Origin of the sequence: Paenibacillus sp. FSL E2-0178, from assembly GCF_038593005.1 — a bacterium.
Taxonomy (GTDB): Bacteria; Bacillota; Bacilli; order Paenibacillales; family Paenibacillaceae; genus Paenibacillus_AQ; species Paenibacillus_AQ phytohabitans.
On sequence record NZ_CP151953.1, the window covers coordinates 8,330,500 to 8,346,813 of the forward strand.

At 52.0% G+C, this 16,314-nt stretch carries 14 protein-coding genes; all 14 read left to right on the plus strand.

The features are described 5' to 3' along the window. The first annotated feature begins 85 nt into the window (after positions 1–85). Positions 86–2,218 (plus strand): DNA mismatch repair endonuclease MutL, encoded by a 2,133-nt coding sequence (gene mutL, locus MHI42_RS36030; RefSeq protein WP_342422272.1) that lies wholly within the window; start codon positions 86–88, stop codon positions 2,216–2,218. A gap of 42 nt (positions 2,219–2,260) precedes the next feature. Beyond that, a complete protein-coding gene (locus tag MHI42_RS36035; RefSeq protein ID WP_342422273.1) occupies positions 2,261–3,046 on the plus strand; it encodes a class I SAM-dependent methyltransferase in 786 nt (261 codons plus the stop codon). Further along, positions 3,030–3,986, plus strand: coding sequence for a tRNA (adenosine(37)-N6)-dimethylallyltransferase MiaA (gene miaA / locus MHI42_RS36040; RefSeq protein ID WP_342422274.1), 957 nt, complete (start codon positions 3,030–3,032; stop codon positions 3,984–3,986). Before MHI42_RS36035 ends, miaA begins: the two co-directional genes overlap by 17 nt. Positions 3,987–4,147: 161 nt before the next feature. Next, a complete protein-coding gene (locus tag MHI42_RS36045; RefSeq protein ID WP_342422275.1) occupies positions 4,148–4,300 on the plus strand; it encodes a hypothetical protein in 153 nt (50 codons plus the stop codon). Positions 4,301–4,575: 275 nt separating this feature from the next. Next, complete coding sequence (gene hfq, locus MHI42_RS36050) at positions 4,576–4,815, plus strand: RNA chaperone Hfq (RefSeq protein ID WP_039299258.1); 240 nt, start codon at positions 4,576–4,578, stop codon at positions 4,813–4,815. A gap of 139 nt (positions 4,816–4,954) precedes the next feature. Next, positions 4,955–7,594 (plus strand): PBP1A family penicillin-binding protein, encoded by a 2,640-nt coding sequence (locus MHI42_RS36055; protein ID WP_342422276.1) that lies wholly within the window; start codon positions 4,955–4,957, stop codon positions 7,592–7,594. Positions 7,595–7,771: 177 nt separating this feature from the next. Further along, entirely contained in the window at positions 7,772–8,326 is a 555-nt protein-coding gene (locus MHI42_RS36060) for a DUF402 domain-containing protein (RefSeq protein ID WP_039299253.1), read from the plus strand. A 2-nt stretch (positions 8,327–8,328) separates the two neighbouring features. Continuing rightward, positions 8,329–8,985 (plus strand): YdcF family protein, encoded by a 657-nt coding sequence (locus tag MHI42_RS36065; protein WP_342422277.1) that lies wholly within the window; start codon positions 8,329–8,331, stop codon positions 8,983–8,985. Positions 8,986–9,075: 90 nt separating this feature from the next. Next, positions 9,076–10,047 carry an AAA family ATPase gene (locus tag MHI42_RS36070; RefSeq protein WP_171715968.1) on the plus strand — a complete coding sequence of 324 codons (972 nt, stop codon included), beginning with the start codon at positions 9,076–9,078 and terminating at the stop codon, positions 10,045–10,047. Positions 10,048–10,082: 35 nt separating this feature from the next. Beyond that, the gene (gene hflX, locus MHI42_RS36075; protein WP_171715967.1) at positions 10,083–11,372 is read left to right on the plus strand and encodes a GTPase HflX; all 1,290 of its coding nucleotides are present in this window, start codon (positions 10,083–10,085) and stop codon (positions 11,370–11,372) included. A gap of 188 nt (positions 11,373–11,560) precedes the next feature. Beyond that, a complete protein-coding gene (locus tag MHI42_RS36080; RefSeq protein WP_342422278.1) occupies positions 11,561–12,814 on the plus strand; it encodes a methionine gamma-lyase family protein in 1,254 nt (417 codons plus the stop codon). Positions 12,815–13,163: 349 nt separating this feature from the next. After that, the gene (locus MHI42_RS36085; protein ID WP_342422279.1) at positions 13,164–13,700 is read left to right on the plus strand and encodes an ATP-binding protein; all 537 of its coding nucleotides are present in this window, start codon (positions 13,164–13,166) and stop codon (positions 13,698–13,700) included. Between the two features lie 278 nt (positions 13,701–13,978). Beyond that, positions 13,979–14,389 carry a MerR family transcriptional regulator gene (locus MHI42_RS36090; RefSeq protein WP_019910684.1) on the plus strand — a complete coding sequence of 137 codons (411 nt, stop codon included), beginning with the start codon at positions 13,979–13,981 and terminating at the stop codon, positions 14,387–14,389. Positions 14,390–14,418: 29 nt separating this feature from the next. After that, on the plus strand, positions 14,419–15,747 hold the full coding sequence (gene glnA / locus MHI42_RS36095) for a type I glutamate--ammonia ligase (RefSeq protein ID WP_039299225.1): 1,329 nt from the start codon (positions 14,419–14,421) through the stop codon (positions 15,745–15,747). Positions 15,748–16,314 lie beyond the last annotated feature (567 nt).

Genomic DNA, 16,314 nt, shown 5'->3' on the forward strand with positions numbered 1-16,314 from the left:
CTGAGAGTATATAAGCGAGCGGGCTCATTCAGACATCAATATGAGATTGCAGCTACATTATTTATAAATTGCGGGGTGAACGAATATGGCCAAGATTCATGTGCTGGACGAGCATATTGCCAACCAGATTGCTGCCGGAGAGGTAGTGGAGCGTCCTGCATCTGTAGTGAAAGAGCTTGTGGAGAACGCGATTGATGCGGGAAGCACACGTATCGAAGTCTCTGTGGAAGAGGGCGGACTGCAGAGCATCCGCGTCAAGGATAATGGCTCCGGCATAGAGCCGGAGGATTGCGAGACGGCCTTTTACCGCCATGCAACGAGCAAAATCGCCAACGGCCGTGATCTGTTCCTGATCACCAGCCTCGGGTTCCGGGGGGAAGCACTGCCGAGTATCGCGGCGGTATCGAAGCTAACCCTGCTGACTGCCAGCGGTGATGACGGGAAGGGACGGCTGCTGGAGATTGAGGGCGGGAAGCTGATCCTGAGTGAGGATGCGCCTTCCGGCCGGGGAAGTGATCTCACCGTACGGGAATTGTTCTATAATACCCCGGCACGGCTGAAGTATATGAAGAGCATCCAGACGGAGCTGGGCCATATTTCGGATGCGATGTACCGCATGGCGCTGGCACATCCGGATATCTCATTCACCTTGCAGCATAACAGCAATCAGCTGCTGCATACGCTGGGCAACGGCGATCTGCTACAGGTTATTGCCGCCGTATACGGCACCTCCGCCGCAAAGGCGATGCTGCCGGTCGCGGCTGAGGACCCGGATTATAAGATCTCCGGTTATATCAGCCGTCCGGAATGGACGCGTTCGAACCGTAATGCCATAACGACGATTGTCGGCGGACGCTATATCCGCAGCAACGGACTGAATGCCGCGATCATGCGTGCGTATCATACGCTGCTGCCGATTAACCGTTATCCGCTGCTGGTGCTGCAGCTCGACATGCATCCCTCACTGGTCGATGTCAACGTGCATCCGGCTAAGCTGGAGGTCCGTTTCAGCAAGGAGACCGAGCTGTATGCATTCGTGGAGCAGCAGATCCGCAGCCTGCTCATGGGACAGAGTCTGATACCACGTCCAACCAAGGAACTTATCGGGGGAAAGAATAGCAGCTCCTTCATTCAGGAGCAGTTTGCCTTTTCCAAAGGGGCGGTTCCGGGAGCTCCGCAGCAAGGTGCTGAGCCAGCTAACCCTGCGGATGCTTCCGCTGGCCGCGGTCCCATTCAAGGGCTGCCTGCTGATGCTGATGCTCTGCAGGGAGGCAGCAGCCAGCCGCGCCCGGGAGGGAACAGTGCTGCTCAGTTCCCCGGCGGCGCAGCCCCGCTAACCGGCAGCAGTGCTCCGCTGTTCGGCGGTGGGGCCGCTGCCGGGGCTCCGCAGCGCTATCCAAGCGGCGGCAATTCTCTGCCGCCGCAGTCTCAGACCAGGGAGACGGCTGCAGCATACGGCGGTGGTTCCATGCCGCCTGCACCTTACCGGAACGGGACCCCAGCACAGCCGTCATCCCGTCCGCGCGACAGCTACCGCCCGCAGGCAGCTGCGGCTGACCGGGGACAAATGCCAACCGCAGAGGAGTTATACGCCCCTGCGGTTGCTCCTGCCGGAAGCGAAGACACAGGACTCCCGCAATTTCCCGAGCTGAATTATATCGGCCAGCATCACGGAACGTATATTATCGCCCAGAATGACAGCGGGCTGTATCTGATCGACCAGCATGCTGCGCATGAACGGGTGAATTATGAATTTTACTATGAGAAATTCGGCAAGCCCGAAGACGCATCGCAGGAGCTGCTGCTGCCGATCACGCTGGAATTCACGCCTTCGGAGAGCAGACAGCTCAGCGAACGGCTGCACTGGTTCCAGCAGGCGGGAGTATTTCTTGAGCATTTCGGCGGACAGACCTTCCTGGTCCGTTCCTTGCCGTACTGGTTCCCGGAAGGTGACGAGAAGGCGGTCATCGAGGAGATGGCGGAGTGGGTGCTGAGCGAACGGTCGATTGACCTCGCCAAGCTGCGCGAGAAATCCTCTATTCTCTGCTCCTGCAAAGCCTCGATCAAGGCTAACCAGAAGCTCACGGAGCTGGAAGTGGAATCGCTGCTCTCCCGGCTTGCCGCCTGCCGCCAGCCTTATACCTGCCCGCATGGACGGCCGATAGTCGTCTCCTTTTCTTCCTATGATCTGGAGAAGCTGTTTAAGCGCGTGATGTAGTGGCAGTACTGTACATTTGAAGAGAGCAAGATCGGAGGCAACATGATTATAACCACGGGCTTTAACCCGATACCGGAAATTGTAGACCGGGCCAGGACTCTGGCTGAGCACACTGGCTGTCTCTATGCGCCCCGTGCCAAGTTATCCATGGCGAAGCTTGTGGATCAATATGGGGACGAGCAGGTCCTGATCGTTCTGCAGGAGGCGGTCCGGCTGATTACGCCGGAGATGCCGCCTATGGAATTCCATCCCAGCATGGGGTTTGTCCGTGCGAAACGGATCATTAGAGGCGAATCAGACCCCCTGATTGATGCAGCGGGCATGCTGCCCGGCGACAGTGTGCTGGATTGTACGGCGGGTCTCGGGGGAGACTCGCTGCTGTTTGCCGTCACCGGAGGTGAGTATTCCCGGGTTACAGCGCTGGAGAGCTCCCTGCCGCTGTACGCGCTGCTGCTGGAAGGGATGAGCCAATATGTTTCAGGCCAGATTAAGGTGAATGAAGCCCTGCGCCGCATCAATGTCCAGCGGGGTGACCATCTGGAGTATTTGAAGGCTCAGCCGGACAACAGTGTTGATATTGTTTATTTCGACCCCATGTTCCGGGTACCGCTGACGGATTCGGCGGCGATCTCCCCGCTGCGTAAGTTCGCTAATCCCGCCGCATTGTCGGCGGAGAGTGTGGCTGAGGCAGTCAGAGTTGCACGTAAGACCGTTGTGCTGAAAGAGAAGGCGCTGAGCGGGGAGTTTGCCCGCCTGGGCTTCACGGAGCTGCTGAGAGCAAGCGCCAAAACATCGTACGGGGTGATCACCATTGACAACAGAGACTAAACGCAAGGTACTCGTGCTGCTCGGTCCGACCGCCGTAGGGAAGACCAGGCTGAGTCTGGAGCTGGCCGGAGCCTTCGGCGCCGAGATCATATCCGGGGATTCCATGCAGGTCTACCGTGGTATGGATATCGGCACGGCGAAGATCACCGAAGCTGAGATGAAGGGGATTCCCCATCATCTGATTGATATTCATGATCCGCTTGATGCCTATTCCACCGCAGAATTTCAGGAGCAGGGCACCCGGCTGATCGAAGAGATCAGCAGCAGGGGCAGGCTGCCTTTTATTGTTGGCGGGACTGGACTGTATATTGAGTCCCTGTGCTACGGATTCCGCTTCTCTGAGGCGGTGGCGGATGAGGCCTTCCGCAGCGAGCAGGATGCTTACGCTGAGGAGCATGGGGCGGAAGCGCTGCATGCCCGGCTGGCGGCGGTAGATCCGGTCAGTGCGGAGCGGCTGCATCCCAATGACCGGAGAAGAATTATCCGCGCGCTGGAAATCTATCATCAGACTAACATTCCGCTGTCCGACTCTCTTTCAGGGCAAAAGAAGGAGTCCCCTTATGAGTTATGTCTCATAGGGCTGACTATGGACCGTAAAAAACTATATAAACGTATTGAAGAACGGATTGATCAGATGCTGGCGGAAGGACTTGTCGCTGAAGTTCAGGGACTGCTTGAGCGCGGCTACAGCAGAAGCCTTGTATCTATGCAGGGACTGGGCTACAAAGAGATCGCCGCCTATCTGGAGGGAGAGTCAACGCTTGAGGAAGCTGTGGTGCTGCTGAAGCGCGATACCCGCCGTTTTGCCAAAAGACAGTTATCCTGGTTTCGCCACATGAAAGAAATTCAATGGATCGATGTGGAGGAGAGTCCGGACTATAATGAGATTTTCGCAATAATTCAGCATAAAATTGCGCAAACCTTTGCAAATTCAATATAACCCTTGAGGTTATACTCCATTGAATCCATTCGTTGCTGCACGAACATTGTTGGATGCTTCCAAAGCGTATTCGCGCTTTACCGGAAGCATCTTTTTACATCCCGCTTCATGCCTCTTTTTGCCGAATGTACTGATAACCGGGGGACCCAAATGTTAAAAGCGTGAACAGAGCAGCTGCCCAGAGTGACTATGCGGAAGCTCCACGCGCCACTGCTGAATTAGAGGATATTGTTGTGCCGGATAAACCTGTTGAAGCGGGGCCGCAGCCGATGCTGGAGCTATTGAGATTGACCGGAAGGGCTCCGAAGATTTAATATGTAGTGGAGGGAACCATAAATATAACCATTTCAACTAAAGGGGATTGGGAGAAAAAAACAACTGAAAAATCAGGGTTTATCTTTTATTAACTTTCAAAGGGTTTTATAAATGAGCTGATTTCATCCATGTGTTAACGTTTTACATACCATATCTCAGCCTGTTTTATTACATTGCTGTGCTTGCAGAATACATGGTATAATAGCAGGAAAGTTTCTCTAAGGTGTTGAATATACTTACGAACAATCTAATTGAACCATTGGGGGTACGTCATATGAACAAGTCCATTAACATCCAAGATACGTTCTTGAACCAGCTGCGCAAAGAGAATATCCCTGCTACAGTATATTTGACTAACGGTTTCCAAATCCGGGGAATTATCAAAGCCTTCGACAACTTTACGATTGTCATCGACAGCGACGGGCGCCAGCAGATGGTGTACAAGCATGCGATTTCCACGTTTACACCACAGCGCAGCGTATCGCTGATGCAGGACAATAATAACGAGATTTAAGATTTTACAGCCTTGAAGCGAAACCTTTTTGTTTATCAATCGTTTGAATAGAGAGTGCGAGAGAGCAACCTGTGAAGGTTGTTCTTTTCATTCGTGACCATAATTCATGATTTTTCCGCTAAGGGAGTCAGGAGGCAGCATGTCCAGAGACCAACTAACCAGGAATGGCGGCAATAGAAACAGAGGTAGCAGTACGCCGAATTCCAAAGGGAAACCAAAGAAAAAGAAGAAATTTCTAACTAAGAAACGTGTATTATGGAGTTTGTTTTTTGCAACGGCACTGGCGATTTTTTGTGCGCTGGGCGGCTATTTGTTCATTATGCTGAACGGGCAGAAGCTGCTGGAGGAGAACCAGGGTAAATTGACGGTGAATCCGCCGACGCAGATTTTTGACCGGAATGCGAATCTGATCGGAGAGCTCGCCCTGGAGAAAAGTGATCCGGTGGAATACGAGGATCTTCCCAAGCTGCTGATCACCGCTTTTGTAGCTACCGAGGATAAAAGGTTCTTCGATCACAAAGGTGTGGATTTCTGGTCCATCGGACGGGCGGCGGTGAAGGATATTGCGGCACGCAGCATGGTTGAAGGCGGAAGCACCATCACCCAGCAGCTCGCGAAGAATATCTTCCTGACCCGGGATAAGACCTTCTTCCGCAAAGCGACAGAGGTTTCGATTGCTGTTGCGCTGGAGAATAAGCATACCAAAGAAGAAATTATCACGATGTATTTGAACCGGATACCTTTTGGGGGAACCATTTACGGCATCAAGGCCGCCTCTATCCGTTATTTCGGTGAGAGTAATTTGAACAAGCTGGAGCTGTGGCAAATCGCTACACTGGCTGCCATGCCGAAGGGGCCTTCCCGCTATAATCCGCTGCGTAATCCGGAGCTGTCCAAGGAACGCCGCGCGGTTGTGCTGCAGCTTATGTATGATCAGAAGGCGATCACGAAGGAACAGATGGATGAGGCTAAGGCTGTTGACTATAACTATACGCCGCCTGAGAGCAGCAAGCAGCGTTACCAGGCATTCATTGATTATGCTATCGACGAGGCTGAGGATAAATTCGGGCTTACCGAAGATGATCTGAATATCGGCGGTTACAAAATTTATACAACGATGGATAAGCATGCCCAGGAGACCATTGAGGATGCTTTTGCCGACAGTGATAATTTCGAGAAAAGCGTGGACGATGAGCTGGTGCAGGGTTCGATGACGATCATCAACCAGGAGAACGGCAGTATTGTGGCGCTGATGGGCGGACGCAATTATGAGAAAAAAGGCTACAGCCGCGTTGACGGCAGCCGGCGTTCCCCGGGTTCAGCGTTCAAACCGCTGGTTGCCTACGCACCGGCGCTGGAATCCGGCAAGTTCACGAATGATTCGAGGCTGAGCAATGAGAAGCAGTGCTTCGGCAAATATTGCCCGAACAATCTGCATGGCTATTCGACAACGATCAGTATGGCGGATGCCTTGACGAAATCAGAGAATATTCCGGCGGTATGGCTGCTGAATGAGATCGGTGTGAACACCGGCTTCCAGTTCGCCAAGAAGCTTGGCATCAATCTGAAGGATGAAGACAAGAATCTGTCGCTTGCCCTCGGCGGAATGAGTGAAGGGACTAATACACTGGAGATGGCCCAGGCCTACAGCGCATTTGCCAATGGCGGAGAGCTGCGGGATGCCTACTCCATTAAGTCGATTGCCGACAGCGATGACAAGACGGTCTATAAGGCCAATACCACCGCTGAACGGGTGATGAGCGAGGACACGGCTTATCAGATGACTGAGATGATGCAGAAGGTCGTACAGGATGGCACGGGTAAAAAAGCCAGAATTAACCGTCCGGTAGCCGGTAAGACAGGAACCACCCAGAGCGGCTACGAAGGAATCAGCTCTAACCGCGACGTCTGGTTCGTCGGTTATACACCGGAATGGACAGCAGCCGTCTGGATGGGCTATGACAAGCCGAGCAAGAAACATCTGCTCAAGAACAGCAGTCCGCTCGCGGCAGCATTCTGGGGCAAGGTCATGGAGGAAGCGCTGGAAGGCGTTCCTGCCAAATCGTTCCCGGTTCCCAAAGGCTCGGCAGAGGTTGAAGCCACACCGACACCTGAGGAGACTCCGGTTGTAACCGGTCTGCAGGCGGCTTATGATGCCTCGACCATGACGGTCAACCTGAGCTGGAATCCGGTTGAAGCTGCAGGGGTGGACTACCGCATATACCGCCGGGAAACCTCAGAAGCAGATTTTACTCAGCTCCTTAACACGAGCACTGGCAGTGTCGGGGATATAAGTGCGATGCCGGGACTGTCTTATGAATATTATGTAAGAGCTTATTATCCGGAGCTTGATGTGGAAAGTGAGCCTTCGGATATCGTAACGGTATCCGTGCAGGATGAACTGCAAACGCCGGAACCTGAACCGACACTTGATCCGAACCTGCCTACGGATGACACTGGCAACGGCGGCAACTCCGGAAACGGCGGTATTCCGGGTGATGACGGCTCCGGCAACAACGGGAACGGTAATGGCAATGGTAACGGCAATGGTAACGGTAATGGCAATGGCAATGGTAACGGCAATGGAGGCAGCGGCAATAACGGCGGAACAGTAACACCTCCGCCTGAAATAACACCGCCGCCCGTGCAAAGCACACCGCTGCCTACGCCGGCTCCGGAAGCAACCGCGACTACTGGCGAACCTGTAACGGATCCCGCTACAGATCCGGGCGGCGATCCGAATGCCGGTTTTGTAGAAGGCGTTAATACTACGCAGTAGATAGCAGCGGTTTAATGAAATCCAAGGAAACATTGACCCCGGCAGCCCGGGGAGCTCTGCATGTTGCAGAATTCCCGGCTGCCGGGGTTTTCTGGTGACTGGGATCACAGTGATATTTTGAGTGTCTACGCGAAATGTGTTAAGCTGAAGGCACCATTATCTGAGAGGGTTATTCATATGAAACGTAAATTCGGAGACCGGGCCAACTGGCGCCGGATTACGCGCCGCCATTTTGCCTGCCGCTATGTGGAAACCCGGGAATTCAGCGGTTACATTACACTGTATACCATTTACGGGCTGAAGGAGCCGCTGTGGAAGAGCTATGGCAGGCATACATACCGTATTGCGGACAAAGGGTATTCATGGCTGCAGTATTTTCCTAAAGACAGCCACTATATTGTGACGGCCATGTTTGACGAACGGCAGAATATTGTACAATGGTATATCGACACCTGCAAGGTTCAGGGAGTAACAGATCAAGGGGTTCCCTGGTTTGATGATTTGTACCTGGATGTTGTGGTGCTGTGGAACGGTGAAGTGTTCTTGCTGGATGAGGATGAGCTGGAGGAAGCGCTGGAACGGGATGATATAACTGACAGTGACTATAATTTAGCCTGGTCTACAGCGAATACGATACTGCGCAGTATCGATGCTCATGCCTTCCCTTATTTCTCCCTTTCACTGAAGCACCGTGCCGAATTGTTTCATCACGGAGAGTTCAGGAGGAAATAATAATGGAATGGTATGTCTATCAAAGAGGATCATCTCCCATTCGCAGAGTCACCCGGAAGCGCCACTACCGTATGAAGCGCCTGTTGTGGGCTGCACTGATTCTGCTCATCGTTGCCGGACTGATCTGGTGCGCTGTGGCATTTAGCAGAATTAACAGTGCAGAAACAACCGCGCCTATGGTGAAAGCGGATGCAGGTGTAATTCTGGGCATGTCGATGTGGGGGGATGAACCCAGTCCGGGTCTGAAGGAGCGGCTGGATTATGCGCTTGAGCTCTATCGTTCAGGAGCATTCACCCATTTTGTGGTTTCCGGAGGTCTGGATCATCCGGATTACAAGTATACTGAAGCCGAAGGAATGAAGAGGTATCTGGTGGCACACGGTGTTCCGGAGGATGTGATCTATCTGGAGAATCAGTCTACCAGCACCTATGAGAATCTTCTGTTCAGTAAGGCTGTGATGCAGCAGGAGGGCTTGTCTACTGCGGTTATCATTACGCATGATTTCCATGGCCGCCGTGCGCTGGAGATTGCACGTGAGCTTAAGTTCACGAACCCGGAGCTTGGGGTTACGGAGTCTGAGGTCATGTCGATGTTCAAGTACAAGACACGCGAAATCCTCGCCTATACCAAATGGAAAATGCAGCAGTTATCTTTATAAATCTGCTAATTTCGGAAACTGCTAATAACACCCCCTGTACCGGAATAGACTGTTTAGAGCAAGTCAGCCCTGTATAATGAGGTGAACAAGGTGAACGGACATGTAGCGGCGGCAAGTGGACGGGATGAAGGAAGACCGTCACGGCAGATCAATATTGTGCTGAGGAATCAGGATCCGGCGCCGGTGGCCAGCTCACCCGCAGACAGTGCCAGCGGACCGGCCCCCTCCAGAAATCACAGCCACAGCGGACTGTTCCAGGAACTCAGCCGGGAACTGGACGCGTTAGTAGGTCTGGATAATATCAAAGAGCTAGTTTTTGAGATATATGCCCTGCTGCAGGTAGCGCAGATGCGCAGTGAAGCCGGACTCGCCAGTGGGGGCCAGGCCTATCATATGGTCTTCAAGGGAAATCCCGGCACAGGCAAAACAACCGTAGCACGGATTGTTGCGAAGCTGTTCCAGCGGATGGGTGTGCTCAGCAAAGGCCATCTCATTGAAGTGGAACGGGCCGATCTGGTGGGCGAATACATCGGGCACACAGCCCAGAAGACGCGGGATCTGGTGAAAAAGGCGCTGGGCGGCATTCTGTTTATCGATGAGGCCTATAGTCTGGCCCGCGGGGGAGATAAGGATTTCGGCAAGGAGGCCATCGACACACTGGTGAAATCCATGGAGGATCACCGGAGTCAATTTGTGTTGATTCTGGCCGGTTATTCCGGAGAAATCGACTATTTTCTGATGAGCAACCCCGGTCTGCCCTCACGGTTTCCGATTCAGGTGGAATTTCCTGACTATACGACCGACCAGCTGCTGCAGATTGCCGAGCTAATGGCCAAAGAACGCGATTATATTCTGATGCCGCAGGCCATACTCAAACTTAAGCAGGCTTTACTGCTTGAAAAAACAGAAAGTCTGCATGCCTTCAGTAACGCAAGGTACGTGCGCAACAGTATTGAGAAGGCGGTGCGCTCGCAGGCAGTACGGCTGCTGAATCAGTATGAAAGCACAAGTCCCGGCAAGCAGGAGCTGATGACCCTGCGGACGGAGGATTTCAAATTGTAAGACATGAATGCATAGAGATAAGGAGCACTTAATTAATGGCAATCACCACACATGATACCCAAACAGATGTTCAGGACCGGGCAATACTCGTCAGTCTGGTCACGGACAAAATCAAACGCACGGGCATTGATCCCGAGCTTTCACTCCAGGAGCTGGTCCAGCTGGCTGAAACGGCCGGGGTGGAGGTGCTCGATGTTATCCGGCAGAATAAGGAAACCCCGGATTCCAAATGGTTCATCGGCAAGGGGAAGGTAGAAGAGCTGCGGATGGCTGCTGACGGTCTGGGTGCCAACACGGCGATCTTCGACCAGGAGCTGTCCGGCGCACAGGTGCGGAATCTGGAGGAGTCGCTGGATCTGAAGATTATTGACCGGACCCAGCTGATCCTTGATATTTTTGCCGGCCGGGCGAAGACCCGGGAAGGCATCATTCAGGTTGAGCTGGCGCAGCTCTCTTATCTGCTTCCGCGTCTGTCCGGACAAGGCAAGAATCTGTCGCGGCTCGGCGGCGGAATCGGTACAAGAGGACCGGGGGAGAGCAAGCTGGAGACCGACCGCCGCCATATCCGCGACCGGATAACTGAACTGAAACGGCAGCTTGATGAGGTCATCAAGACACGTGAGCTGCACCGTGAACGCCGCCGTAAGAGCGGTGCTGTCCAGGTGGCCCTCGTTGGCTATACCAATGCCGGAAAATCGACACTGCTGAAGCAGCTTACGGATGCAGATGTGTATATTGAGAACCAGCTGTTTGCGACTCTCGACCCGACTTCACGAGTGCTGCAGCTTCCAGGGGGCAAAGAAGTTGTCCTTACAGATACTGTAGGGTTCATTCAGAACCTGCCGCATGATCTGGTAGCCTCCTTCCGGGCTACACTGGAGGAAGTGAATGAAGCGAATCTGGTGCTGCATGTCGTTGATTCCTCTTCGCCGATGCGTGAAGAGCAGATGGATGTTGTCCAGTCGATTCTGCAGGATCTGGGAGCCGCAGGAAAGCCGCAGATCGTCTTGTTCAACAAAACCGATCTGTGCCAGCCGGAGCAGCTGGAAATGCTTCCTACAGGTCCGGGATTCCTGAAGATCAGTGCTTTTAATCAGGATGACCTGACCCGGATTACGGAGATTATCAGCGATGAACTGGCCGGGGATACCCTGATCTTCCGGATTCCCGGGGACCGGGGAGACCTGTCATCACTGCTCTACCGGGTTGGAGAAGTGCTTGAACAGAATTATGACGGGAATGACGTACTCTATAACGTTCGTCTGAATAAAGAGGACTATGATAAATGGAGCTACAAGCTAGCTGAATTCATCGAACCGCAATAAGTGCAAGCGGCCAGGTATAGGTACAGGTATTACAAGTCCCCGCATAGCCTCAGTTCTGCTTCGGATGATTCGGGGCAAGCGCTGCTGTGCGGGGTTTCTCGCTGAGACGGTCACTGTTCCTATCGGAATGGCGCAGATATTTTCAGCTTTGACAAAGTGAAAGTAGGGTAAGGAGAGATTGAGGGGAAATGGCAGTATTTGCAGAGGATCTATTACAGGCAGCGGAAGCTGCAGAGCTAGAAATTGAAGTTGCCGTTAAGCGGCTGGATAAAATTGTAGATCATAATCAGTGGAAGGTCATTGAAGCCTTCCAGCGCCAGCATGTCAGTGATTTTCATTTTGCCGGGTCTACGGGATATGCCTACAATGACCGGGGGCGTGAGGTACTGGATCTGGTCTATGCCGAAGTATTCGGCGCGGAGGCGGCTCTAGTACGCCCGCATTTCGCTTCAGGCACTCATACGATATCAACGGCGCTCTTCGGTGTGCTCCGTCCCGGAGACGAGCTTCTATACATTACAGGACGCCCCTACGATACACTGCATAAGGTGGTTGGCAAGCCCGGCGACGGGACAGGCTCTCTGGCGGATTTTGGCATCGGCTACCGCGAGACTGCACTGACGGCTGACGGTAAAATTGACTGGGACGAGGTTGCTATAGCCGTAAACGATAAAACTAAGGTCATAGGAATCCAGCGTTCCCGCGGTTATGATTGGCGTTCTTCCTTCACTGTTGCTGAGATCGGTGAGATGGTAGCGAAGGTGAAAACACTAAAACCTGATGTAATTGTATTCGTAGACAACTGTTACGGGGAGTTCACCGAGACTCTGGAGCCCCCTCAGGTTGGTGCTGACCTTGTTGCCGGTTCATTGATTAAGAATCCTGGCGGCGGAATTGCCGAGACAGGCGGGTATATCTGCGGCCGGGCAGATCTGGTGGAATTGGCCGCATACCGCTTGACAGCTCCCGGGATAGGCGGAGAAGTCGGTGCCATGCTGGGGACGACGCGTGGACTGTATCAGGGGCTCTTCATGGCTCCGCATACCGTAGGGCAGGCTGTGAAGGGCAGTATTTTCGCTTCCGCTGTATTCCAGCGCTGCGGGTTTACGACCAAGCCAGCCTGGGATGAGCCGCGGACGGATCTGATCCAGGCAGTAGCTTTTGACGGACCTGAGCATCTGATTGCTTTCGTGCAGGGAATTCAGCGTGCAGCGGCAGTAGATAGCCACGTTGTTCCCGAGCCATGGGATATGCCTGGTTATGAGCATCCGGTCATTATGGCGGCAGGGACGTTCATTCAGGGCGGAAGTCTGGAGCTATCTGCGGACGCGCCAATCCGGGCGCCGTACATCGGGTATATGCAGGGCGGACTAACTTACTCTCATGTAAAATACGGGGTACTAATGGCCCTGCAAAGTATGAGAGAACGCAATTTACTTTAATTAATTGTGAACGTACAATAACCGGACACTCAGCAGAGTGCTGTCCGGTTATTTGCATTGGAGGACTCAATTAGAATTTCTCAAATTTATCTACTTTCATAGAAGCCACTTCGCCGCATCTTTTGCAAATTGTTAATGTAAGCTTCGAACCAAAAGAAAAGTAGTTATTTACAGGCCTTACATTAGCGTAGCCCTCCAGTTTTCCTTCAGCAAAAGTGTTATTTCCGCAAGCTTTACAAATGAGATTATTCTGGTTCATAGAAGTCACCTCGTAGTAGTTTTATACTATATCTACGTAGTTTAAGGAGAAGCGTTCCCCTATGCTCAAAGTGAAGAGGAGATGAAGTCTATGCTGAATGAAGCGGCAGCGATAGAATATTTAACACAACAAAAAAATGTGAGCAAAGCTCCCGTTGTAGTGATGATGTGCGGTGTGGCTGGCTCGGGGAAAACGACTTTTGCGCTGAAGCTGGAGAAAGCGGGGTTCGTCAGGCTCTCGATCGATGAGGATATTTGGAGTACACATGGCCGTTTTGGTGTAGATTATCCTGAGCAGGCTTATGAATCCTTTAAGGAACAATCGGAAATCAAGCTGCGGGGGGAGCTGGTGAAGCTAATTCAGGATAACCGTCATGTTGTTATTGATTTCAGCTTTTGGCAGCGGCAGAAGCGGGCTGAATATAAGCAGCTGATTAAGCATCTTGGAGGCGAGTGGGTGCTGATACATTTAAAAGTCCATCCGGACGATTTGCGTCAAAGGCTTCTCATCCGGAGCGGGCGTTTTGATGCTAATGCGGCTTTTCCAATCACGGAAGAGATTCTGACCCGGTTTTTGAGCGGATTTGAGAGCCCGGCGGGAGAAGGGGAGCTGGTGATTGAACCTTAGCCGGTTACATTTTCTTTTGAAAAAGGAGTTCCTGAAAAGTTGAAGTCGTTCAATGTGCATGTATGAGTGAAGGTGTTTTGCAGTACGGTACTTTTGCTTGAGGATTGATCTATGTGATATACTGCGGGAAGCCAGGTCCCATGTAGCTGACACTTTGTTCACTTAATCTCTCATTGGCTTAAAGAAATCTTGTGAGAAAAACTCACATACCATTGACACGCCATATAAGGAAATGTACAATGAGATGAGAAAAAGATCATTGGAAGGTTGGATGAGTCATGGGTGATGAAATCCGCAGAAATATGGCATTATTCCCTATAGGAATCGTAATGAAGTTAACCGATCTATCTGCCAGACAAATTCGTTATTATGAACAGCACAGTCTGATCGTACCCGCGCGCACATCCGGCAACCAGCGTTTGTTCTCCTTTAATGATGTTGAACGTCTGCTAGAGATCAAGGCATTGATTGAGAAGGGTGTTAATATTGCCGGCATTAAGCAGGTGATGAATCCTGTCTCGAAGGAATCCGAAGAAGCTACAGTCATTACCCCTGATACAGAGGTTCGGCGTAGAGAATTATCCGATTCACAGCTTCACCGTCTGCTTAAGCAGGAACTGGTTTCCGGTAAAAGACCGGGACAAGTGTCTCTAATCCAAGGCGAGCTATCCCGGTTTTTTAATAAATAACATAGAGATTTTGAAAGGGAGAGGGTAAAGTGAGCTTTTCTAAAGAGGATATTCTGCGTATTGCCAAGGACGAGAACGTCCGGTTTATTCGCCTGCAATTTACCGATCTGCTCGGAACAATCAAAAATGTGGAAATTCCCGTAAGTCAGCTGGAAAAGGCACTCGACAACAAAATGATGTTTGACGGTTCCTCCATCGAAGGTTATGTGCGGATCGAAGAATCCGATATGTACCTGTATCCGGATCTTAGCACTTGGGTGATTTTCCCTTGGGTGACGGATAGTCGTGTTGCACGTCTGATTTGTGATGTGTATATGCCAGACGGAACACCGTTTGCCGGAGATCCGCGCGGTATCCTCAAACGTTGTCTGCTCGAAGCTGAAGAAATGGGCTTCACTGCTATGAACGTTGGACCTGAACCTGAATTCTTCCTGTTCAGAACAGATGAGAAGGGTAACCCGACCACTGAACTGAACGATCAGGGCGGATATTTCGATTTGGCGCCGATGGATCTTGGGGAGAACTGCCGCCGCGAAATCGTATTGACGCTTGAAGAAATGGGTTTTGAAGTGGAAGCCTCCCATCATGAAGTGGCTTCCGGCCAGCATGAAATTGACTTCAAATACGCCGATGCTATCAAGGCAGCGGACCAGATTCAAACCTTCAAGCTTGTCGTGAAGACGGTAGCCCGTCAGCACGGCCTGCATGCTACTTTTATGCCTAAGCCGCTATTTGGCATGAACGGATCCGGTATGCACGCACACCAATCCTTGTTCAAAGGCAACGAGAACATGTTCTATGACGAGAGTGACACACTGGGTCTGAGCAAAACTGCCCGTTATTACATGGCGGGGATTCTGAAGCACGCACGTGCTTTTGCTGCGATCACTAACCCGACTGTCAACTCATACAAACGTCTGGTGCCTGGTTATGAAGCTCCTTGCTACGTGGCCTGGTCTGCGAGCAACCGCAGCCCGATGATCCGTATTCCGGCTTCCAGAGGGCTTAGCACACGCGTTGAAGTCCGCAACCCGGACCCGGCAGCTAACCCTTACCTTGCACTTGCTGTAATGTTGAAGGCAGGTCTGGACGGAATCAAACGCCAGCTTGATCTTCCGGCTCCAATCGACCGTAACATCTATGTGATGTCTGAGGAAGAGCGGATTGAAGAAGGCATCCCAAGCTTGCCGTCCGATCTGAAGGAAGCCCTGAACGAAATGATCCGCAGCCATGTTATTACCGAAGCTCTCGGCGAACATGCGCTGGCCCACTTCTACGAACTTAAAGAAATTGAATGGGATATCTACCGCACCCAGGTTCACGAATGGGAAAGAGATCAGTACATGACGCTTTACTAGGATATAGCAGCCCTTGGCGCTTTAAGCGCTGGGGGCTTTTTTTGGTGCGCCTCACAGTCGCACCATCTAGGTGGTTCAAATCCACCCGGTAACTTTACCCTTTAAAGTGCCCTAGCCGAAGTAGATATCCGGCAACCGAAGGTTGCACGGATAGGCAGGGTGTCTTCCGTGAGGAAGAATCCGAAGGGCCTGCAGGCAAAGTCCAGCCCGGAATGCAGTGAACCAGAGGTGGCGGCGATGTCGGGCGACCCGCCCGAAAAACGGGGAAGCTTATACGAGAACGTATATTTTACAGGAAAACAACCAAAGGGAAATGACCTGTAGAACTCATCGACGTGATTAGGGTCAGGATGGATGGAATAGAAGGTGCAGATAACTGAGGGAAGTCTCGTAGTCTCCTTGACGCAAACGCGGACAAGGTAGGGGAGGTATAACCGAAAGGGAAAGCCAAGCCGAAGGATTGCGAGATGGCGGATCGTTTCGTAGTAGTGAGTAAATCCGGGCCAATGAAAGCTGGTAACAGACTGGAGGAGAAAACCCGGATGAGTATGCGCCTGGATTTTTTTT